19 protein-coding genes are annotated in these 21367 nt (G+C 57.6%); 18 read left to right on the top strand and 1 reads right to left on the bottom strand.

The window, feature by feature from the left end:
* Positions 1-13: 13 nt before the first annotated feature.
* The 14 genes from wsfD to tsaD all read left to right on the top strand — a co-directional run bounded on the left by wsfD (position 14) and on the right by tsaD (position 14665).
* On the top strand, positions 14-1510 hold the full coding sequence (gene wsfD / locus FD37_RS06685; protein WP_056964325.1) for a glycan biosynthesis hexose transferase WsfD: 1497 nt from the start codon (positions 14-16) through the stop codon (positions 1508-1510).
* Entirely contained in the window at positions 1507-3105 is a 1599-nt protein-coding gene (locus FD37_RS06680; RefSeq protein ID WP_056964323.1) for a hypothetical protein, read from the top strand. Before wsfD ends, FD37_RS06680 begins: the two co-directional genes overlap by 4 nt.
* Before the next feature lie 4 nt (positions 3106-3109).
* Positions 3110-4363 (top strand): glycosyltransferase family 2 protein, encoded by a 1254-nt coding sequence (locus FD37_RS06675; RefSeq protein WP_056964321.1) that lies wholly within the window; start codon positions 3110-3112, stop codon positions 4361-4363.
* A gap of 13 nt (positions 4364-4376) precedes the next feature.
* Complete coding sequence (locus tag FD37_RS06670; RefSeq protein WP_371862601.1) at positions 4377-6428, top strand: cellulose biosynthesis cyclic di-GMP-binding regulatory protein BcsB; 2052 nt, start codon at positions 4377-4379, stop codon at positions 6426-6428.
* Positions 6421-7278 (top strand): hypothetical protein, encoded by an 858-nt coding sequence (locus tag FD37_RS06665; RefSeq protein WP_056964319.1) that lies wholly within the window; start codon positions 6421-6423, stop codon positions 7276-7278. Before FD37_RS06670 ends, FD37_RS06665 begins: the two co-directional genes overlap by 8 nt.
* An 824-nt stretch (positions 7279-8102) precedes the next feature.
* Positions 8103-8756 carry a dTMP kinase gene (gene tmk / locus FD37_RS06660; RefSeq protein ID WP_056964318.1) on the top strand — a complete coding sequence of 218 codons (654 nt, stop codon included), beginning with the start codon at positions 8103-8105 and terminating at the stop codon, positions 8754-8756.
* A 17-nt stretch (positions 8757-8773) separates the two neighbouring features.
* Positions 8774-9103 (top strand): cyclic-di-AMP receptor, encoded by a 330-nt coding sequence (locus FD37_RS06655; protein ID WP_045807028.1) that lies wholly within the window; start codon positions 8774-8776, stop codon positions 9101-9103.
* A gap of 9 nt (positions 9104-9112) precedes the next feature.
* A complete protein-coding gene (holB, locus tag FD37_RS06650) occupies positions 9113-10129 on the top strand; it encodes a DNA polymerase III subunit delta' (RefSeq protein ID WP_056964316.1) in 1017 nt (338 codons plus the stop codon).
* Positions 10130-10156: 27 nt separating this feature from the next.
* Positions 10157-10495 carry a DNA replication initiation control protein YabA gene (locus tag FD37_RS06645; protein WP_045807030.1) on the top strand — a complete coding sequence of 113 codons (339 nt, stop codon included), beginning with the start codon at positions 10157-10159 and terminating at the stop codon, positions 10493-10495.
* A 9-nt stretch (positions 10496-10504) separates the two neighbouring features.
* Positions 10505-11401: a 16S rRNA (cytidine(1402)-2'-O)-methyltransferase gene (rsmI, locus tag FD37_RS06640; protein WP_045807031.1), complete on the top strand. Its 897-nt coding sequence runs from the start codon at positions 10505-10507 to the stop codon at positions 11399-11401.
* Positions 11391-12128, top strand: a complete 738-nt coding sequence (locus FD37_RS06635; protein ID WP_056964315.1) for an acyl-[acyl-carrier-protein] thioesterase — start codon at positions 11391-11393, stop codon at positions 12126-12128. Before rsmI ends, FD37_RS06635 begins: the two co-directional genes overlap by 11 nt.
* A 177-nt stretch (positions 12129-12305) precedes the next feature.
* Positions 12306-13028, top strand: coding sequence for a tRNA (adenosine(37)-N6)-threonylcarbamoyltransferase complex dimerization subunit type 1 TsaB (gene tsaB, locus FD37_RS06630; protein ID WP_056964312.1), 723 nt, complete (start codon positions 12306-12308; stop codon positions 13026-13028).
* Complete coding sequence (gene rimI / locus FD37_RS06625; protein ID WP_045807034.1) at positions 13012-13614, top strand: ribosomal protein S18-alanine N-acetyltransferase; 603 nt, start codon at positions 13012-13014, stop codon at positions 13612-13614. The genes tsaB and rimI overlap by 17 nt, the downstream gene beginning before the upstream one ends.
* Positions 13615-13621: 7 nt before the next feature.
* On the top strand, positions 13622-14665 hold the full coding sequence (tsaD, locus tag FD37_RS06620) for a tRNA (adenosine(37)-N6)-threonylcarbamoyltransferase complex transferase subunit TsaD (protein WP_045807035.1): 1044 nt from the start codon (positions 13622-13624) through the stop codon (positions 14663-14665).
* Between the two features lie 430 nt (positions 14666-15095).
* Here tsaD and FD37_RS06615 read toward each other — a convergent pair whose 3' ends face one another.
* Positions 15096-17048 (bottom strand): ABC-F family ATP-binding cassette domain-containing protein, encoded by a 1953-nt coding sequence (locus FD37_RS06615; protein WP_056964310.1) that lies wholly within the window; start codon positions 17046-17048, stop codon positions 15096-15098.
* Between the two features lie 241 nt (positions 17049-17289).
* On the opposite strand from FD37_RS06615, the gene FD37_RS06610 reads away from it, so the two are divergent.
* The 4 genes from FD37_RS06610 (at position 17290) to FD37_RS06595 (ending at position 21253) form a co-directional block, all read left to right on the top strand.
* Positions 17290-17925 carry a redox-sensing transcriptional repressor Rex gene (locus FD37_RS06610; RefSeq protein ID WP_045807037.1) on the top strand — a complete coding sequence of 212 codons (636 nt, stop codon included), beginning with the start codon at positions 17290-17292 and terminating at the stop codon, positions 17923-17925.
* 268 nt (positions 17926-18193) lie between these two features.
* Positions 18194-18478, top strand: coding sequence for a co-chaperone GroES (gene groES / locus FD37_RS06605; protein WP_045807038.1), 285 nt, complete (start codon positions 18194-18196; stop codon positions 18476-18478).
* Between the two features lie 63 nt (positions 18479-18541).
* On the top strand, positions 18542-20167 hold the full coding sequence (groL, locus tag FD37_RS06600; RefSeq protein ID WP_056964308.1) for a chaperonin GroEL: 1626 nt from the start codon (positions 18542-18544) through the stop codon (positions 20165-20167).
* A gap of 447 nt (positions 20168-20614) precedes the next feature.
* Positions 20615-21253, top strand: coding sequence for a Vat family streptogramin A O-acetyltransferase (locus tag FD37_RS06595; protein WP_056964306.1), 639 nt, complete (start codon positions 20615-20617; stop codon positions 21251-21253).
* Positions 21254-21367 lie beyond the last annotated feature (114 nt).

Raw genomic sequence — 21367 nt, 5'->3', positions numbered from 1 at the left:
AGGAAGGGGCACCATGGGACACATCTTAAAAAGCGGTATCGTCGCCGCTTGGCGGTGGTTTACCCGCCACGTCTCACCGGCGGCCCTGGCCACCGTGTTAGCCGCGGGCATTGCCGGCTGGCTGATTTTTGTGCCGCCCTTCCACGGGTTGGCGGACAACGGGGACTTCTACCGGGCCATCTTCGTGAACGGCCTGTATAAGCTGAAGGGCTACCACATGTTGGGCTACATCAACCCGCAGCTGGGCATCATGCGCTACTTTAACGAGACCCACGCGGCGGTGTTTTCGTCGCAACCACTGTTCGTGCGCTTAGCGGTTGGGCTGAACAAGCTGTTTTACAGCCGGACCGTCTTTGACCTGCGCTTCATGGGGCTGGTCTACTACCTGCCGTACCTGGGGGCCATCTACCTGTTGACCAGCGCACTGACCCACCCCTTCCGGCGGCTGCGGAGTTATTTTCTGGCGCTGCTGGTGGTCTTTATCTTCGCGGACTCCTCGTTTACCCTGTACTTCAACTCGTTTTTCGCCGAACCGGGGATGCTGGTCCTGGCGCTGTACGCCTTTGCGGCCATCATCCTGCTGGGGCGGCGGCCCGACTTTCACCCCCGCTGGATGACCCTGTTGTACTTCGTGAGCGTCATGTTTTTGATCGCCAACAAGCAGCAAAATGCACCGCTGGCCCTCAGCTACGTGGTCGCCAGTCTGGGGCTCTTCATGGTCTGCCGGCACCGGTACCAGGCCCTGCTGGTGGTGGCGGGGATGGCCGGCATCCTGGTCACGGGGGTCCTGACCTACACCCTGATCACCAAGCAATTCAACGACATCAATCAGTACCAGGCGGTGACCCACGGGGTCCTGCTGCACACGGGGGACCCCAGCCGCAAATTGAAGAAGCAGGGGGTCAGCGAACAATTCGCCCTGATGAGTGCGCAGGACTATTATCCCAAGAATTTTGCGGCCATCAGTCCCAGCTCGGACTACGTGCACCGGCACCTGAACCAAAAAACGGGCTTCGGCTGGATCGTGCGCTACTACCTGAACCATCCCAAGCAGTTCCGGACGCTGCTCGACGTCGCGGCCGGGGACATGATGATCACCCAGGTGAAGGCGGTCGGGGACTACCAGGCCGGCACCGGGCACCAGGCGGGCGAACAGGTGACCTACTTCACGGGCTTTAGCGCCGTGGCGGGGGCGTTCTTCCCCCAGAAGTTCGCCTTTGACCTCCTGCTCGCGGTGGCCCTAGTCATCGTCTTCGGGGTGGGGGCGTACAACGATTGGAAGGCCCGGCAGCCCATGGGTGTGCTGCGGTTCTTCCTGGTGGTCGGCCTTCTGACCATCTTCATCTTCGTGCCGATCATCTCGATCATCGGGGACGGGGACGCCGACCTGGCCAAGCACCTCTTCATGGTGCCGGTCAGCCTGGACCTGATCCTCCTGACCTTTGTGGCGGATATCCTGAATCATCGCCTGTGGCACACCCCCACGGCGGAACAGGAGGCGGACGCATGAGACGTAAACGACGCATCACCCTCTGGGGACTGCTGTTGTTGCTGGTGGTCGGCGGGGGTCTTGCCAGCCAATCCACGTCGGCCGTGGCCGCGACGACCACGGCTGACCGGCGCGTTTTGATCGTGTACGACGCCATCAACCCCACGGTGAGTGGGCAAAAGAAGCTGGCCGCGGTGCAACGCCTGCTGGCCAGCCTGAACGTCAAGACCCAAACGGAACGCCTGAGCGACTACCAGGCCGGTCAGCTGACCACGCGGCGCTATCAAGGCGTCGTGACGCTGAACAACTGGGAGCAGGGGCGGCTCCACAACACCGCGTTCGTGCGCGACCGGAACCGCTTCACGGGCCGGCAGCTGCACATCGGCTCGGGGCTCAGCGCGCAGGAGGCCCACCGACTGGGGGCTACCCGCCAGCGGGTCTACCACCAGCAGTTTGTCCTCCACGACGGGGGTAATTGGCAACTGTTGCCCTTTAGCACGGATCTGACCCTGTTGAACGGGCTGAGTCGGCACACCCAGACCTTCGGCACCTTGCGGACGCAGGGGGCCGGGCTGGCGCCGCACGCGTACGGGGTGGTCCACGGCAAGAGCGCCTATCTGCCCTATCTCACGGCGGACGGGTTCAGCCTGACCGTGGCCAGCCGTACGCTGGCGGCCCTGTTCGGCCAGTCCCGGACGAACTGCCCGTTGCTGACGATCACCGGGGTGACGCCCTACACCAACCTGGCGCGGCTGCGGCGACTGGGCCAGCGGCTCTATCAAGCGGGGATTCCCTTTGCCGTCAGCACCACGTCCGTGGCGGACAACACCACTTTCCGGGCGTTTAAACGCTTCGCGCAGACCCTAAGCGAGCTGGAAACGGAAAACGGCGTGATCTTCCTGCAGGCCCCCGTGGTCGGGGCGACCAACCGGCAGAGCGGCCAACTCCTGGAGCAGCTGATGGTCGGGCAACTCAACCAGTTGGGGCAGCGTCAGGTCCTCCCGGTCGGCATCAGCGCGCCGGCCTACTGGAATCAGGACCGGGCCTTTCGGCGCCACGGGTTGCAGCGCGCAACCAACGTGCTGTTGCTGCCGAACCCGGCCACGACCACCTTTGCCAAGCAGGACAACCTGGGCACCACGTTTACGCAGACCTGGTACGGATTGCCGTTACGGTCGTTGCAGACGGTCGAAAACGGGCACCACGCGCCGGGCGACCTGAGCTGGGCGGTGCCCACCGCCCTGACGGTGCCCATGCCGGATTCGGCCAAGGGACTGACCGCCACGTTCAAGCAGGTCACGGGCCTGACCACGCGCTGGTACGACCCCAGTCAACAGCTGACCAGTCGCCTGACCAGCGCCTCGGCGACCTTCCGCTACGACCACGGCAGTTACTTCTTGAATGGCCGGGAGATCGACGTGGGCAATTCGACCGTGGCGTTGCCGCGCTTTAACCCGCGGCGCAAGAACCACGTGGCCCTCAAAGGCTACTTTCGGGTTCAGGGTTGGATCTTGTGGATCTTCTTCACCATCGTGTTGGTGATCCTGGTGATCTTCATCATCCTGGGCCGGCGAATCTATCGCCGGATGTTTTTCCAAAATTCTAAAAGGAGGTAATGGCGTGAGCGTCCTCGATTATTTTGTATTTATTTCCATCATCGTGATTTGGGGCATCCTCGCCGTCAACCTGGTTTTGACCGTGGCGGGGTACACCCAGTACTTAAAGGACGTGCGGACCCCGGCGCCCACCTTACCGGACCAAGCGCCGTTCGTCAGCGTGATGGTCCCGGCCCATAACGAGGGCATCGTGATCGTGCGGACGGTCCTGTCCCTGCTCAACTTCGATTACCCCCACGACCGTTACGAGATCATCGTGATCAACGACAACTCCAGCGATAACTCGGCTCAGCTCCTGGCCCACATCCAGGAGACCTACCCCGAACGCAACCTGACCGTGATCAACACGGACAAGACCAACGGGGGCAAGGGCAAGTCCAACGCCTTAAACATCGGGCTGAAGACGGCCAAGGGCAGCATCATCTCGGTCTACGACGCGGATAACACGCCGGAACGCCCGGCGTTGCGGATCCTGGTCTCCGAGCTGCTGCAGGGGGACCAGTACGGGGCCGTCATCGGCAAGTTCCGGACGCGGAACAAGAACGCCTCGCTGCTGACGCGCTTCATCAACGTGGAGACGCTGTCCTTTCAATGGATGGCCCAGGCCGGGAGGTTGCGGTTGTTTAAGCTCTGCACGATTCCGGGGACCAATTACGTGATTCGTCGAAACCTGCTGGAGCGGATCGGGGGCTGGGACACCAAGGCGTTGGCCGAGGACACCGAGATCAGCTTCCGGATCTACCGGATGGGCTACCGGATCAACTTTCAGCCCAAGGCGGTCACCTGGGAGCAGGAGCCGCAGACCTTGGACGTCTGGTTCCATCAGCGCACCCGGTGGGTCAAGGGCAACATCTACGTCATCTTGAAAAACCTGCGGCTGGTCTTCACCAAAAGCGGGCGGCCGATTCGCTTCGACCTGCTGTACTTCATGGCGGTCTACTTCCTGCTGATGACCTCGTTGATCCTGTCGGACAGCGTCTTCGTGCTCTCGGTGGCGGACATCGCCCACTCGAGCCTGCAGGGGTTCAACAACTCGTTGTGGGTCTTCGCGATTCTCCTGTTCGTCATCAGCACCTTCGTGACGATCACCACGGAGAAGGGGGAGATGACACTGAACAATCTGCTGATCATTATCTTTATGTACGTGGTTTATAGTCAAATGTGGCTCGCGGTAGCCGCTTACGGAATGGTGGGGTATATTCGTGAACAAGTCTTTCATCAACAAGCCAAATGGTATAAAACGAAGCGGTATCAGTAGGGGCCTCGTGGCAATCCTGGTGGCGCTGGTCTTTTGGCTGGGCGGCACCAGTGGACACGCCGCGGTGCTCAAGACCTACACGCAGCCGTTTCAAAACAACACGACCAGTCTGTCCGGCCAGTCCGTCGAGATGAGCACCTACTTCATCAAGATGGACTATTGGCAGGTCAAGAAGGCGACGCTGAACCTGAACTTTCAGATCTCGCAGCTGAGTAGCCGCCAACTCTCGGACATCACGGTCTCGCTGAACAACGTCAAGTTTTACTCGTTCCGGCCGAGTAAGCGCACGGGGCTGCAGACCAAGACCGTGACGCTGCCGTTGCGCCTGCTGCAGGGCCAAAACGTCCTGAAGATCAGCGGTCAGATCCTCAACGCCGCCGGTAAGCGTGACTACCGGGTGACCCAGACGCCAGCGAACTGGCTGACGGTCGACAACCACTCCAGCGTGAACTTCCAGTACCGTCTGATGCCGCCGACCAACGCCATCAAGTCCTTCTACGACCACTTCTCCGGGCCGGACACGATTGCCAACCAGCAGTCGAGTATCCGGGTACCGAACCAGGCTAGTAACGCGGAGCTGACCGCCAGTATGATCGTTTTGACCGGGGAGTCGCGGGTCATCACCACCGAGAACCAGCAGATCCCGGTGAGCGACATGGCCGATTCGACCGCGAAGAAGGCCGGCTACCAGGTCATCGTGGCGCGTTACGACCACCTCGACCGGGCGTTGCAACGGCGGTTTGACCGCCAGGACCTGCGCCAGCAGGGGCAGATTCGCTTCTTCAAGACCAAGGGAACCTACACCCTGGTGGTGACGGCCTTGACGGACCAGCTGCTGCAGAAGACCGCGCGCTTCGTGGCCAACCAGGAACTGATGCAGGAGAGCAGCCACGCCGTGGAGAACGTGTCGGTGCAGACGCGGACGTTCACGTCGGACCTGCACTATCAGGGCCACTATCAGCTGACCACCACCGCCGATAAACTGACGGGGGCCGGGCACCAGGAGCGTAGTTACTTCGTCAGTCTGCCGGTCGACCGCAACAACGCGGACGGCTCGCAGATCACCCTGCACCTGCGGTATTCGAAGAACCTGGACTTCGACAGTGCCCTGGCCACGGTCTACGTCAACGATACGGCGATCGGCAGCCAGCACTTGACGGCCAAACGCGCGGACAACGACACGCTGACCGTCACCCTGCCGAAGGGGATGGCGTTGGGCCACAGTTTTACCGTGCGGGTGGCCCTCGATTTGCCGATCCGGCAACCGGCCAACAGCACCAACATCCAGACGCCGTGGGCCAGCATCGAGCCGAGCTCGCAGACCGCCATCCAGTCGGCTCCGGGCAACGACCTGCTGTTTAGCAACTACCCGAACCTGTTCCTCAAGAACTCGACCTACGATAACCTGGTGGTGGTCCGGCCCAAGCAGATGACGGGTACCGACTACGCCACGCTGACCAACCTGTTTAACCTGATCGGCAATTACGCGCAGAGCAATCGGGGACGCATCCGGGTCTATGACCACACGCCGAGTGCCGACGTGTTGAAGCACGCCAACGTGATCGCGTTCGGCTCGGCCAAGCAAAATGCGTTGGTCCGCCACCTGAATTCGCGCCTGTACTTCCAGTACAACCGGGGGCTGACCGGGTTCCTGTCGAACGAAAAACTCAGCATCGAACAGACCTATGGCCAGCAGATTGGGACTGCGCAGCTCCTGCGCTCGCCGTACAACCAGAAGAAGGGGTTGTTGGTGGTCACGGGGGCCGACAGTCAGGCGACCTACCTGGCCTCGACGCAGGTCAACTACCAGCGCAACATTGCCCAGTACAGTGGGGATGCCATCGTGGTCGACCCGGACAACAACCACTTCGGGTACCGGTTCAAGAAGAACAAGTTGATCGATACCCAGGTCAACGTCAAGCAGACCCTGAGCCGCAACTCGCAGTTGTTGGTGTACCTGGGCGTGGCGCTGGGCATCATTCTGTTAGTTTTACTGGCCCTGCTGCTCCTGTTGGGGAAGCACGGCCGGTTACGGCGACGAAAGCGAGGTGGACGGCATGCGTAAAAGCACGCGGGAAAGTTGGTTAACGGACCTTTACCTGATCTTCTTTCTGTTTTGGGTGAGCGCGCTGGCCTTTGGCATGGCCGCCACCCGCACGGACTACCTGTTGATCAACACGCTGTTTCTCGGCATCACGGTCTGCCTGATCCTCTTTACCTACTTCTGGGGGCTCATCACGGGCCTGCTGATCAACCTGGCCTTCATCTTTGCCCAGGTGGTCATCGTGCTCTACGCGACCCAGGTCGACCAGACCGTGGTGCCCTGGGTCCTGGCCTACTGGCTGTTCGTTCCGCTGCTGCTTTCCCTGTCCTTTTACGGGGCGACCGACCACACGCGGAAGCTCCAGGCGCAAAACGCCCGGCTGCAGAGTGACCTGGTCGAACGGGGGGCCTTCGATGAGGACACCAACCTGCGGACCATGGTCTCCTACATCGAAGACACGGCGGTCTTTACCGAAACCAACCGGCGCTTTGACCTGCCGGTGACGACCATGATCGTGCGGATCCGCTACTTTCAGGAAATGCGCAGCATGGTCAGCGATTCCCAGTTACGGGAGCTACTGAAGCTGGTCTCGCAGACCATTAAACAGGCCATGCGGACCAACGACATCACGTACCTGATCGACCGCAGCAACCCGACTTGGTCGGTCCTGCTGTTCACCGACGCGGACGGGGCGTCGATCGCGGCGGGGCGGATCAAGACCAACTTCACCAAGGCGTTGGCGGGCAACGATGTCCTGGCCAACCTGGACGTGCGGCTGGTCGTGGGGGTCGCCAGCTGGGACCCCGACAAGATGAAGACCCCGTACGACCTGATGAACGCCGGCATCAAGGAGACCGAGTACGATGTGTAAGAAGATTAGGCTTTAACAATGGTGTGTGGCAGCCGCTGCACTCCGGCGAGCAAGATGGTCGTGGTGGGCACGACTTCGAAGCCCTGCAAAGAAACGCAGGTCTCCGGAGCTCGGCCTTGATGTAACCGGGTAAAAAACACCCGGTAACATCAATTTCACCACGACCATCAAGTCGCCTCCGTTGCGCTAACTTAGTGGGTTGCCCGTTATCCAACGGGACTCAGCTGCCAAATGATGTCCTGCTGGCAACGGTCTAACAGGCATCTTCCGTGATGACCGGTTTTGCGCCCATCACGAAATTCACTAATTGTTGGATTTCTTGAGCGCAATTGTCGTACGTCCGATTTCTTTGGCGGGCTAGATTGACAACTGCCGGTCTGTGACGTTTCCATTTAATTGGCACGGTGTTGAGGGACGCCGTGAGGGAGGTTCCACCAGGGCTCAGTAGCCTCGTTTCTGTTAACCGGGTGATTTTCCCGGTTTACAGAAAGGTCGAGCTTTAAGATTTGGGTGTTTTTCCCAAAACTTAAAGTCGTGCCGGCTACGTTCCAGCCCTGGTGGGGCCGACCGGTAGGCGACCCGGGCCGTAACTGGCGACCATCTTGCTCGCCGGAGTGTAGCGACAATAACCGCCTAACGTAGGCAAATGAATAATTTGGGAAAAATGGGTTGAAGACGGGGTCTTGAACCCATTTTTGATGGCGTTTTCGGTGCGCTCGCAAATAGACATCAATTCTGAATTAAAGTACAATGTATCTATTGACAAAGACAATAATATGAAGCTAACGCACGAGAAATTATTGGGAAAAATGGGGTCGAGAATTTTGACAGGAACGTTTATCAGTTTTGAAGGACCGGATGGTGCCGGGAAGACCAGCGCCCTCAAAGCCATCACCGCGGCGCTGACGCCGCAGTTGGGCGACCGGTTGACGGTTACCCGGGAACCCGGGGGCAACCCGATCTCCGAGAGCATTCGGGCCATTATTTTAGACCGGGCCAACACGGCCATGGACTACCGCACCGAGGCGCTCCTGTACGCGGCGGCCCGGCGGCAGCACCTGGCCGAGACCATTCTGCCCGCGCTCAAAGCGGGGAACCTGGTGCTGTGTGACCGGTACGTGGACAGCTCCGTGGCCTATCAGGGCGCGGGACGTCAGATTGGGGAGGCGGCCGTGGCGCAGATGAACGAATTCGCCACCGACGGCCTGTTACCCGCGCTGACCATCTACTTCGACGTTCCCGCCGAGGTGGGGCTGCAACGGATTCAAGACCACCGGGACCCCCAAAAGGTCGACCGGCTGGACGTTGAGAAGACGGCCTTTCACGACCGGGTTCGGGCCGCGTACCTGCGGCTGCAACAAGCCCATCCGGACCGCATCAAGCTGGTCGACGCGACCCAGACACCCGACCAAGTCGTGACCGCGGCGTTGGCGTTGATCAAGCACAGCGCGGGCGACTACTTTACCACCGGCAATTAAGGGAGGAACACCATACTATGAAATTACTCATCGCCATCATTCAGGATAAGGACGCCAACCGGCTCAGCAACCAGTTCATCGACCACGATATTCGGGCGACGCGGCTGTCGACGACCGGGGGCTTTTTAAAGTCCGGAAACACCACGTTCATGATTGGTCTCGAAGACGACCGGGTCGACGAGGTATTAGAACTCATCAAGACCACCAGCCACACCCGGCAACAGTTCATGACGCCGCCGGTCAACTTGGACGCCCAACTCGACAACACCTCGTCGTATCCGGTCGAGGTCCAGGTCGGCGGGGCGACGGTCTTCGTCTTGCCCGTTGACCAGTTTCACCAATTTTAGGAGGCCGGCATGACCGAAGAGACACCCATCACCCAGGCTCAGCGCCTGCAACCACAACTAGTGGACCACTTCATGGGGCTCATCGCCACGCACCGCTTGGCCCACGCCTACCTGTTTAACGGGATGGATGGCATCGGGCGGCAGGCTTTGGCCCAGACCGTGGCGCTGCGGCTCTTTTGCCAAAACGTCGGGGCGGACGGCTTGCCCTGTGGTCAGTGTGCCGAGTGCCGGCGCATCATGGCTGGGGACCATCCCGACGTGGTCAGGGTGGTGCCGGACGGGCAACGTATCAAGGTCGACCAGGTCCGGTACCTGAAGTCCGAGTTCACCAAGAGCGCGGTCGAGGGGAACCAGAAGATTTTTATTATTGACCAAATGGAACGGATGACCACCGGTGCGGCCAATAGTCTGTTAAAATTCATTGAGGAGCCGGTCGGCAACACGGTCGCGCTGTTACTGACGGCCAACAAGAATCTGATCCTGCCGACGATCCTGTCGCGGACCCAGATTGTGGACCTATTGCCGGTCCCGCCCAAGAAGTTGGCGGACGCACTGGCGCAGGCGGGGGTCGCCCCGAGTCAACGCTACCTGTTGGCCAACCTGACCGAAAGCGTGTCCGCGGCCAACGACCTGATCGCCGACGATTGGTTGGGCACCGCCCAGACCAGTATCGAGCACTGGTTCACGGCCTGCTGCCAAAATGACGAACGGGCCTTTGTCCGTGTTCAGACCGAGCTGGTGCCCCTGGCCGCCACGCGCGACCGGCAGCGGCTGGTGCTCGACATGCTGGTCCAGATCTGGCACGACGCCTTGCGCCAGCAGACCGCCGCGCTGCCCAGTTCCGACCTAGCTTATCCTCAGGTGGCCCAAGTGAGCGCCCAGATTGCCCAGCGCCTGCCCATCGACCGGCTGCTGGCCATCATGACGCTGGTACTGGCCACCCACGGGCAATTGGCCGGCAACCTGAATTTTCAAAACATCTTAGAGGCCTTGACGTTAGAGATCTTGGCCCAAATCAGTCACTAACCGCGCTCATAAAGGAGGGACGGCAGTTTGGATAAACAAGCAGTCTACGATCAACTAAAGGACATCAAGGGGCAGCTGGACGCGACGCTCACCCAGTTCGCTGACTTGCAGGCGGAGTTAACCAAGGTCTTTGAGCAAAACGCCGAACTTGAAATCGAAAACCAACACCTGCGCGACCTCTTACGAGAACTCCAGAAGACCTTGCCCGAAGCGCCCGAGACCCAGCAGGGGTTATCGAAGTCGCGGCAGATCCTGGAAAAGCTCTACGAAGAGGGCTTTCACGTTTGTCGGGAATTCTACGGCACGCGGCGCAAGCAGGACGAAGAATGTGCCTTTTGTTTAGAAGTTATTTATCGCGATCAATAGGAGGCCGTCATGGAACGACAACGAAGTTTTCAAAACGCCGAACAGGGGCGGCTCTACCTGGTACCGACGCCGATCGGTAATCTCGACGACATGACCTTTCGGGCCGTTAAGACCCTGCAGGACGTGGACCTGATTGCCGCGGAGGATACCCGGAACACCCAGAAACTCCTGAACCACTTCGACATCACCACCAAACAAATCAGTTTTCACGAACACAACACGCAGGAGCGGATTCCCCAGTTGCTGCAGAAGTTACAGGCGGGCATGCAGATCGCCCAGGTCAGTGACGCCGGGATGCCGTCCATCAGCGACCCGGGCCACGAATTGGTCGTGGCCTGTGCCCAGGCCGGCATTCCGGTCGCGCCGTTACCCGGGGCGAACGCGGGCTTGACCGCGTTGATTGCCTCCGGACTCGCCCCGCAGCCGTTTTACTTTTACGGCTTTTTGGATCGGAAACCCAAGGACCAACGCGCGGAGATTGCCGAGCTGGAAGAGCGGCCGGAAACGCTGATCTTCTACGAGGCCCCGCACCGCTTGAAGAAGACCCTGGCCAACCTGGCGACGGGCTTGGGCGCCGACCGGCCCGCCGTTTTGTGCCGGGAACTAACCAAGCGCTACGAAGAGTTCTTGCGCGGCAGCCTCAGTGAGCTGGCCGAGTGGGCCGCCACCGACCAGGTCCGCGGGGAGTTCGTGGTCCTGGTCAGCGGGAATCCCGCCCCGACCAGCGATACGCCGACCGTCGATCTGAGCGAGCCGGTCACGGTGCAGGTCGACCGGCTGATTGCCGCCGGTGAGAAGCCCAACGCCGCCATCAAGGAGGTCGCTAACCTCCGAAAGATGAAGAAGCAGGAAGTCTACCGCATTTATCATCACTTGGACGAGGAGGACGCCACCCATGAGCGCTAAGGAATACAACGAAGACCACCGGATCGTTTATTACGAAAGCGACGACACTGGTCACCTGACGATTGCCATGCTGATCAACCTGTTGGTGCTGGTCTCGGACGACCAGAGTAACCAGCTGGGGATGGACACCGCGTTCGTCAACAGTCTGGGCGTGGGCTGGGTCGTGACCCAGTACCACCTGCAGGTCACGCGCCGGCCGAAGACGGGGGAGGTCGTGACCCTGAAGACCAAGGCCACGGCCTACAACCGCTACTTCGCCTACCGCGAGTACTGGTTGCTCGACGCGCAGGGCGACACGTTGGCCTACGCCGAGGGCATCTGGGTGACCATGAGCTACGCGACGCGCAAGATCGCCACGATTCCCGAAGAACTGATGACGCCCTACGAGAGTGAAAAGACCGGCAAACTGCCGCGTCTGCCCCGGCCCGAGCGGCTGGACACGACCGCGACGGTTCGGACGCAGCCGTACACGGTGCGCTACTTTGACATCGACAACAACGGCCACGTCAACAACGCGCACTACTTTGACTGGCTGTTGGACACGCTGCCGGCGGACTTTTTGCGGCACCATGAACCGACCGATATCCGGATTCGGTTCGAAAACGAGGTCCAGTACGGCCACCAGGTGGTCAGCGAAGTCGTTCAGCACGATCTGACCACCCAGCACCAAATCAAGCTGGGGGCCACGATTGCGGCCCTGGCCACGGTCACCTGGCGGAAGGCCTAAGTTTTGGCCGGAACCGGGGAAGTGGGTGGCGTTTCAACCATTTTGTGGTAGTATATTAAACTGGTATGAACAATAAAGATAAAGAAATAGCCAAGACCAAGCGGTGCATCGCGACTCAGGAGACACCGCTTTTGACATCTTGACCTTGGTACGAATCCGTTGAAGGGGACCTAACAGATGAAGATTTTAGCAATTGATACGTCGAATCGGCCGTTAAGCGTCGCGGTCTTAGATGACACGACGGTGTTAGCCGCCATTACGGTAACGGTCCACCAGAAGCACGCGGAATACCTGTTACCAGAGATTGAACGCCTGCTGGGCATGGCCGACCTGCAGCCGACCGACCTGGACCGGGTTGTCGTGGCGGCCGGCCCCGGCTCCTATACTGGGATCCGCATCGCCGTGACCACGGCCAAGACGCTGGCGGCCACGCTGGGGATCGACCTGGTGGCGGTCTCCAGTCTGGCGACCCTGGCGGCCAACGTGCCGGTAGAGGGTGCGCTGGTGGCCCCCATGTTCGATGCGCGGAACCAAAACGTCTTCGCGGGCCTGTACCGGATCCAAGCGGGCCGCCCGCAACCGGTGATCGCCGACGCGCACACCAACGTGACGGCCTTCTTACAGGCCGTGCAGGAATACGCGGAGCCGATCTGGTTCCTGGGGGACGCCGAGCACTTCGACGAGCTGATCCACACGACCGTCTCGGCGGCCACGCCACGGGTCAGCCCCTGGCTCAACCTGCCGCAGGTGGCGACGATTGGCCTGTTAGGCCGCGACCTAGCGCCCGTGAAGGACGTGGATCGGTTTGTGCCGAACTACCTGCGGTTGACGCAGGCGGAGGCGGAATGGCGAGCAAAGAACCCCGGGGAGGACAACACATCCTATGTTGAAAAAGTTTAAAACCTGGTATAAAAGCGTGTTCGGGAGTCAACGCGAAATCGTGCGTGAAGAGACCCTGGGCGTGAAGAACCACCGGGTGGATATCAAGGGCGTCACGTACTTCGTTGCGAAGGCGCTGTTCACCGATATCCCAGAAATGATTGAAATTGAACGGGCCGTTTACGCGGGCAAGGCCCCGTGGGATTCCACGGCCTTTGCGAACGAGTTGCGGCGGGAGAAGGACCGGCTCTACCTGGTCATCCGGCGTAACGATCAACTGCTGGCCTTTATCGGCAGTACCTTTGACGAGCGGACCCAGGACGCCCACATCACCAACATCGCCGTGTTGCCCGACGAACAGGGCAACGGCTTGGGCCGCTTCTTGATGGGCATCATGATCAAGAAGGCCCGCCAGTTGAACTACAAGACGGTCAGCCTGGAGGTCCGGGTCTCGAACCAGCAGGCCCAACACCTATACCGCGACCTGCAGTTCGAGCAGACCGGGATCAAGCGCGGGTACTACTTTGGCGACCACGAAGACGCGGCCGACATGGTGCTGGATTTAGTGGCGACGGCGCCGGAGACGGCTTCGTCGGTTCAGGAATGAAGAGGGAGTGAGTCCAACGGAAAAGCGAAATTTAATTCTGGCCTTTGAGTCAAGTTGTGACGAAACCAGTGTGGCCGTCATCGAGGACGGCCATCGGATTCTATCGAACATCGTGGCGACGCAGATCAAGAGTCACCAACGGTTTGGCGGAGTCGTTCCTGAGGTGGCGAGTCGCCATCACATCGAAGAGGTCACGCTGTGCATCAAGGATGCGCTGAGCGAGGCCCAGGTCGGCTATGACGACCTGGACGCCGTGGCCGTCACGTACGGTCCCGGTCTGGTCGGGGCCCTGTTGATCGGGGTCACGGCGGCCAAGACGGTGGCGTTTGCCCATCATCTGCCGTTGATTCCAGTCAACCACATGGCGGGCCACATTTACGCGGCGCGCTACGTGGAACCGATTGAATTTCCGGCGATGGCGCTGTTGGTCTCGGGGGGCCATACCGAATTGGTCTACATGCCCGCCGAGAATCAGTTTGAAATCATCGGGGAGACCCGAGACGACGCCGCCGGTGAGGCCTACGACAAGGTCGGCCGGGTGATGGGCGTCAACTACCCGGCTGGGAAGACGGTCGATGAGTGGGCCCACCAGGGACACGACACCTTCCACTTCCCCCGGGCCATGGAGACGGACGACAATTTCGACTTCAGCTTTAGCGGCCTGAAGAGTGCCTTCATCAATACCACCCACCACGCCGACCAGATTGGCGAAACGCTGGACAAGCACGACTTAGCGGCCAGCTTCCAGCAGGCGGTGGTCGACGTGCTGGCCGAAAAGACGCTGCGGGCGTTAAAAGACTACCCGGTCCACCAGCTGATCTTGGCCGGTGGGGTGGCCGCCAATTTAGGCCTGCGGGAACGCTTGGACCACGACCTGGAACAGGTACCGGGTACACGGTTGGTCAAGGCTCCGCTGAAGTTGTGTGGCGATAACGCCGCCATGATCGGCGCCTTCGCCGAGGTGGCTTACCGCCACCACGTCTTCGCGGACGCCACGCTCAACGCCGACCCGAGCCTGGAATTCGACTGGGTCGAGAATCCGGTGAAGTAGCCGGCGAAACGTCCTTAAACAAGATAATGAAAAGAGCGCCTGAGACGAAAAAGTCTCAGGCGCTCTTTTTTCTTACCGATTAGCTAATTATTGCGAGAAATCTTGCAATGATTATGGTGGTCGTCCCTTCTAAGGGGGAATGCTTCTTGGCTAATCTTTTTAATTTGACGCGTTCGAATATGGGTGTTTGCTTAATGTTCATTTTCAGCTAACCGATTAATTGAAACGTCGAAATCAGCCAGCGAGCCGATTGATTTGGTCTTTTCAATCAACCTGACTCGCTTATCCTAAAGCAGGGGACGACGAATAGACTGGGTGACGTGCCCACGGTCGTCACGGTCCAGCTAAGCGGAAGCACGCGCCAGCGACCACTGATTCAATTAAAAACCGCCCCCGGCAGAGGCCTGCTGGGGGCGGTTGGCGGATTGCGTTAGTCGTCGAAGTCTTCGAGGGCCAGGCTTTGGTTGGTCCAGGCGTCTTCGGTCTGATTCAGCTGGTCGGTCACGCTGGTCAGCTGTTCCTGTAAGTCGCCGAGCTTGCCGGCGTCGTTGAAGTTCTCCGGGAGGCTCATGGTCTTTTCAATCTCGGCCTTCTGCGCCTCCAAGTCACCCATCTGTTGTTCGAGGGCGGCGACCTGGCGGGTCAGCTTACGCTTGGCCTTGGAGCGCTCCTTTTGCTGCTGATAGTCGACCTGGGTCTGCTTGGGGGCGACGACCGTGGGGTGGGCCGCCTCGGCCTCGGCGGCTTCCTTGGCCGCGTAGGCGTCCTGCTCGGCCTTCTTGTCGACGTAGTAGTCGTAGTTCCCCAGGTAGCGGGTCGTGCCGTTCGGGCTGAGCTCGACCACCTGCGTGGCGACCTGGTTGATGAAGTACCGGTCATGGGAGACGAAGAGGATCGTCCCGTCAAATTCGTTGAGGGCGGTCTCCAGCACCTCCCGGCTGTCGATGTCCAGGTGGTTGGTCGGTTCGTCGAGCATCAGGAAGTTGTCGTGGCGCATGGCGAGCTTGGTCAGCAGGAGCCGGGCCTTTTCCCCACCACTTAGGCTATGGACGACCTTATCGACGTCGCTGCCGGTAAACAGGAAGCTCCCCAGAATCGAGCGAATGTCGCCTTCGGGGGTCGTGGGATGGTCGTCCCAGAGTTCGTGTAAGACCGTCTTCTTCTCGTGGAGCAGGGTCTGGTCTTGGTCGTAGTACCCGGTGTCGACCCCGGTCCCGAAGATGACCTGGCCGCGAATGGCCGGCTGTTTTCCCAGGATGGTCTTCAGCAGGGTGGACTTGCCGACCCCGTTCGGGCCCACGATGGCCACGGCCTGGTGCTTCTTGATGTCCAGGTTGATGGGCTCGCAGAGGACCTGGTCGTCGTAGCCCACGGCGGTGTTGACCACGTCGAGGACCACGTTACCGCTTTGCCGGTGAGGCGTGAAGCGGAAGCGGGCGACCTTCTCGTCCCCCTCGGGCTTCTCGATGCGGTCCATCTTCTCCAGCTGTTTGCGCCGGGCCTGGGCCCGTTTAGTGGTCGAAGCCCGCACGATGTTCTTGTTCACGAAGTCTTCTAATTTCGAAATCTCTGTCTGTTGCTTATCGTATTCCTTCCACTCCTGGCGCAGGCGTTCGGCCTTCTCGTCGATGAAGTGGCTGTAGTTGCCCTGGTAGTGGGTCAGACCGTGGTGGGCCATGTCGTAGACCTCGGTCGCCACATGATCCAGGAAGTACCGGTCATGGGAAACGATGAGGATGGCCCCGGCGTACCCCTGCAGGTAGCCTTCCAGCCAGGTCAGGGTCTCCACGTCCAAGTGATTGGTCGGTTCGTCGAGAATCAACAGGTCGGGACTTTCCAACAGGAGCTTGGCCAGGGCCAGCTGCGTACGTTGGCCCCCGGAAAGTTCTGTGATGGGCTTATCATAGTAGTCTTCGTCGAATTCGAACCCGTGCAGGACGCCGCGAATCTCGGCCTGGTACCCGTAGCCGTTCTGGTCACTGAAGTCCTGCTGGAGTTGGTCGTAGGTCCGACTGACCTGTTGAAACTTCTCGGGGTCGGCACTGACGGCCGGATCGCTCATCTCGGCCTCGAGTTCGTGAATGCGGTCCTCCATTGCTCGGAGTTTCGCAAAAACGCTCAACATTTCGTTCCACACGGTTTTGGTCGAGGCCAGGCCCGCGTTTTGCGCCTGGTAACCAATCGTGAGGCCCCGTTTCTTCGTAATTTGACCGGCGTCCGGGGTGGTTTCACCGGCGATCATTTTAAGTAGGGTGGATTTTCCGGCGCCGTTACGACCGACGAGGGCGACTCGTCCGTGCTCAGCGACATCCAGGTTAACGTTCTCAAACAGCACCGTAGCGCCGAAACGCCGGGCGACTTGCTGGACCTGTAGCAGAATCACAAGACCTACCTCCTTCATTGATAGCGTGTGATAATGAATAACCTCTATTTTAGCATACTCGGGAAGCAGACCGAAATGTGAAAGAAATTGTGAAAAATATTTGCAATATCTTTCACAAGGCGGGCGGGTATGCTATAATTTGGGGGAAAGTGAATTTCACATGCAAATAAGTTGTGTTCAATGGTTATCGCTAGCGGCTAGTGCCGGGTGATAGCCGTGAAGTTGATTAGGAGGGTTACCTTTGACAGAACAAAAGATTCCACGCGCCACGGCAAAGCGGCTACCGATTTATTACCGGTACCTCAACATTTTGCTGGACGCTGACAAGACACGCGTCTCCTCGACGGAGCTATCCGAAGCCGTCAAGGTCGATTCGGCCACGATTCGGCGGGACTTTTCGTACTTCGGTGCGTTAGGGAAGCGCGGTTACGGCTACGACGTTGAAAGCTTGATCAAGTTCTTCCGGAAGATCTTGAACCAGGACCGGTTGACCAACGTGGCCCTGATCGGGGTCGGGAACTTAGGCCACGCGTTATTGAACTTTAATTTCCACCAAGACGGCAACGTCCGGATCAGTGCGGCCTTCGACGTGAACGAGAAGATCGCCAACACGATTCAAAGCGGCGTGCCAATCTACCCGATGACCGAGTTGCGGACCCAGCTGGAAGAACAACAGATCCAGGTGGCCATCCTGACGGTGCCATCCGAAGTGGCCCAACAGGTCACCGACGAAGCCGTTGCCGGTGGGGTGAAGGGAATCTTGAACTTCACGCCACTGCGGGTTACGGTACCGAAGGACGTCCGGGTCCAAAACGTGGACCTGACCAACGAACTGCAAACCTTGATCTATTTCCTGGAACACTACAATAAAGAATAATGAGAAGTCGTAGTCTGATGAAGATTGCGACTTTTTTCGTGGCGACAACTTTTGCGTCGCTGAGGCCAATGGCTGGCGTTGTGGGCGCGGGTCCCGTATCATCACTTAATAAGTAGGACCCCCAGTGGTCAAATTAGCACTCTTGAATTAAGTTTGCCAAATTCCTTGATTTTTACTGGGAATAATCATATATTAGATATTGTTGATTAGCACTTGTGTTAGCTAAGTGCTAACAGTGCTAAAACCTAAGTTCATTGGAGGGATTCAAGTGTTAAAACCATTAGGAGACCGCGTCATTTTAGACCAACCACAAGAAGAAGAAGAAACGGTTGGCGGCATTGTGTTAGCAAGTAACGCACAAGAAAAGCCTCAAACGGCCAACGTTGTTGCAGTTGGTGACGGTCGGGTGTTGGACAATGGTGAAAAGGTGGCGCCGAGCGTGAAGGTTGGCGACAAAGTTTTGTTCGACAAATACGCCGGTACTGAAGTCAAGTACCAAGACAAGACGTACCTTGTTTTACACGAAAAGGACTTAGTTGCCGTTATCGACTAAGACTTTCCCACTACTCATCCAGAAACACGATCTAAAAATTTTAGTATGAGGTGAACATTTAAAATGGCTAAAGAATTAAAATTTTCTGAAGACGCACGTAGCGCAATGCTTGCCGGTGTTGACAAGTTAGCCGACACGGTTAAAACGACCTTAGGACCTAAGGGACGTAACGTTGTTTTGGAACAAAGCTACGGTAACCCAACCATCACCAACGATGGGGTCACCATTGCTAAGTCCATCGAATTAGAGAACCACTTCGAAAACATGGGCGCTAAGCTGGTTTCCGAAGTTGCTTCCAAGACCAACGATATCGCCGGTGACGGGACTACGACTGCGACGGTTCTGACCCAAGCAATCGTCAACGAAGGCATGAAGAACGTGACCGCCGGTGCTAACCCAGTTGGCATCCGTCACGGGATCGAATTGGCAACGGACGCCGCTGTCAAGGCCTTGCACAAGATGTCACACGACGTTAAGACCAAGGACGATATCGCTCAAATCGCATCCATTTCTTCCGCTAGCAAGGAAACCGGTTCGTTGATTGCCGACGCCATGGAAAAGGTTGGTAACGACGGGGTCATCACCATCGAAGAATCCCGTGGGGTTGATACCAGCTTGGACGTGGTTGAAGGGATGCAATTCGACCGTGGCTACATGTCTCAATACATGGTCACCGACAACGACAAGATGGAAGCCAACTTGGACAACCCTTACATCTTGATCACCGACAAGAAGATTGCGAACATCCAAGACATCTTGCCATTGTTGCAATCCGTTGTTGAACAAAGCCGTTCCCTGTTGATCATCGCTGATGACATCACCGGTGAAGCTTTGCCAACCTTGGTTCTGAACAAGATGCGCGGGACCTTCAACGTGGTTGCCGTTAAGGCACCTGGCTTCGGTGACCGTCGGAAGGCCATGTTACAAGACATCGCCGTTCTGACCGGTGGGACCGTGGTCACTGACGACTTAGGTCTGAACTTGAAGGACACGACCATCGATCAATTAGGTCAAGCCCAAAAGATCAACGTGACTAAGGACAACACCACCATCGTTGAAGGTGCTGGTGCCAAGGACCAAATCGCTGACCGGGTCGCTGAAATCAAGGGTCAAATCGCTGACACGACCTCTGACTTCGACCGTGACAAGCTGAAGGAACGTTTGGCTAAGTTAGCCGGCGGTGTGGCCGTTGTTCGGGTCGGTGCTGCGACCGAAACCGAATTGAAGGAACGTAAGTACCGGATCGAAGATGCTTTGAACGCGACGCGTGCCGCCGTTGAAGAAGGCTTCGTTCCTGGTGGTGGGACTGCTTTGATCGACGTGATCAAGGACGTTGCCGCTGTTAAGGCCGATGGCGATGCCCAAACCGGTGTCAACATTGTCTTACGGGCCCTCGAAGAACCTGTTCGTCAAATCGCGCAAAACGCCGGGGTTGAAGGTTCCGTTGTGGTTGAACACCTGAAGGATGAAAAACCAGGAATCGGATACAACGCTGCGGACGACAAGTACGAAGACATGGTGGCTGCCGGGATTACCGACCCAACCAAGGTTACCCGTTCCGCTCTTCAAAACGCTGCCTCCGTTTCTGCCTTGTTATTGACGACGGAAGCCGTTGTCGCTGACAAGCCAGAAAAGAACCCAGCACCAGCTGCCCCAGCCGCACAACCCGGCATGGGCGGTATGATGTAAGCTCAGCTTCATCATTCAATGAGTCATTATCAGGGTGTCAATCGTCAGAGATGGCGGTTGGCACCTTTTTTATGAGATAATGTCATTTGATGATGCATCCTGCTAGTTGAAATCAGTGGAAGCTGTCGATTGCTTCCGCTCAGCTGGGCCGTGACGACCATGGTCACGACTTGAAGTCCCGCAAAGCACGTAGGTCTAAAAAAGGGCGGCCTTGTGGTAAGTCAGCTGAAAAACGCTGACTTACCACAATTTCACGGTCTGGGCCCAGCTTCGCTCCAGCAATCTTAACGATGGCGGTAATCTTGCAATTTTGTCGTAATTGCAGCTATCGTAGAGGGGTTTTAGTACGGAAAACATTAGTTGATAGCATACAAGTCGATGCTCATCACCGTTTTCTGATCAACTGGTAGGATGCGTAATTTAATTATCAGAGAAGAGTGAGAGTAAATGGAAATTCCAGATGCTGATCAAATTCATCCCAATCCAGAGCTTAAAGAGATTGTCTTTGTAAAAAATGTCATCACTAGGCCTAATATCGAAATTGGTGATTACACTTACTACGATGATCCAATTTCACCCGAAAAGTTTGAGGACCACGTGACCCACCATTACGAATTTCTTGGCGATAAATTAATTATCGGTAAATTTTGTTCAATCGCCAAAGGAATCGAATTTGTGATGAATGGTGCTAATCACGTGATGAAGGGAATTTCAACTTATCCATTCAATATCATTGGTGGCGATTGGGCTAAAAACATCCCAGATATGACAAGTCTGCCATTGAAGGGCGACACTGTGGTTGGAAACGATGTCTGGTTTGGCCAAAATGTGACAGTGATGCCCGGTATCAAAATCGGGGATGGCGCAATCATAGGGGCAGATAGTGTGGTGGCGAAAGATGTTCCTGCATATGCAATTGTTGGAGGTAACCCTATCCAGATTATTCGCCATCGCTATAACGATGAAACCATCGCCTTATTAGAAAAATTAGCCTGGTGGGATCGAGATACCATTTGGATTACGAAACACTTGTCACAATTAACCACCAAAAAACTGGATATCGAATTACTTAAGCATCTAATTTAGACCAAAATAATCGATATTAATAAAGTAGTTCTATGACTTTACAGTAATGGAGGGTGATGGGGCTACTTTTTTATTGGTGACAGACAACTGAATCAGATAGAAGCAAGCAGGGTG

It is taken from the genome of Levilactobacillus spicheri DSM 15429 (assembly GCF_001435095.1).
Classification (GTDB): Bacteria; Bacillota; Bacilli; order Lactobacillales; family Lactobacillaceae; genus Levilactobacillus; species Levilactobacillus spicheri.
Note: the sequence above shows the minus strand (reverse complement) of the source record. Positions and strands in the feature narration are given on the sequence as shown.

Bases quoted from the DNA above. Each gene is read 5' to 3' on its own strand.
- wsfD (WP_056964325.1), top strand. From the start codon at position 14: ATGGGACACATCTTAAAAAGCGGTATCGTCGCCGCTTGGCGGTGGTTT.
- FD37_RS06680 (WP_056964323.1), top strand. From the start codon at position 1,507: ATGAGACGTAAACGACGCATCACCCTCTGGGGACTGCTGTTGTTGCTG.
- FD37_RS06665 (WP_056964319.1), top strand. From the start codon at position 6,421: ATGCGTAAAAGCACGCGGGAAAGTTGGTTAACGGACCTTTACCTGATC.
- FD37_RS06655 (WP_045807028.1), top strand. From the start codon at position 8,774: ATGAAATTACTCATCGCCATCATTCAGGATAAGGACGCCAACCGGCTC.
- holB (WP_056964316.1), top strand. From the start codon at position 9,113: ATGACCGAAGAGACACCCATCACCCAGGCTCAGCGCCTGCAACCACAA.
- rsmI (WP_045807031.1), top strand. From the start codon at position 10,505: ATGGAACGACAACGAAGTTTTCAAAACGCCGAACAGGGGCGGCTCTAC.
- FD37_RS06635 (WP_056964315.1), top strand. From the start codon at position 11,391: ATGAGCGCTAAGGAATACAACGAAGACCACCGGATCGTTTATTACGAA.
- tsaB (WP_056964312.1), top strand. From the start codon at position 12,306: ATGAAGATTTTAGCAATTGATACGTCGAATCGGCCGTTAAGCGTCGCG.
- rimI (WP_045807034.1), top strand. From the start codon at position 13,012: ATGTTGAAAAAGTTTAAAACCTGGTATAAAAGCGTGTTCGGGAGTCAA.
- groL (WP_056964308.1), top strand. From the start codon at position 18,542: ATGGCTAAAGAATTAAAATTTTCTGAAGACGCACGTAGCGCAATGCTT.
- FD37_RS06595 (WP_056964306.1), top strand. From the start codon at position 20,615: ATGGAAATTCCAGATGCTGATCAAATTCATCCCAATCCAGAGCTTAAA.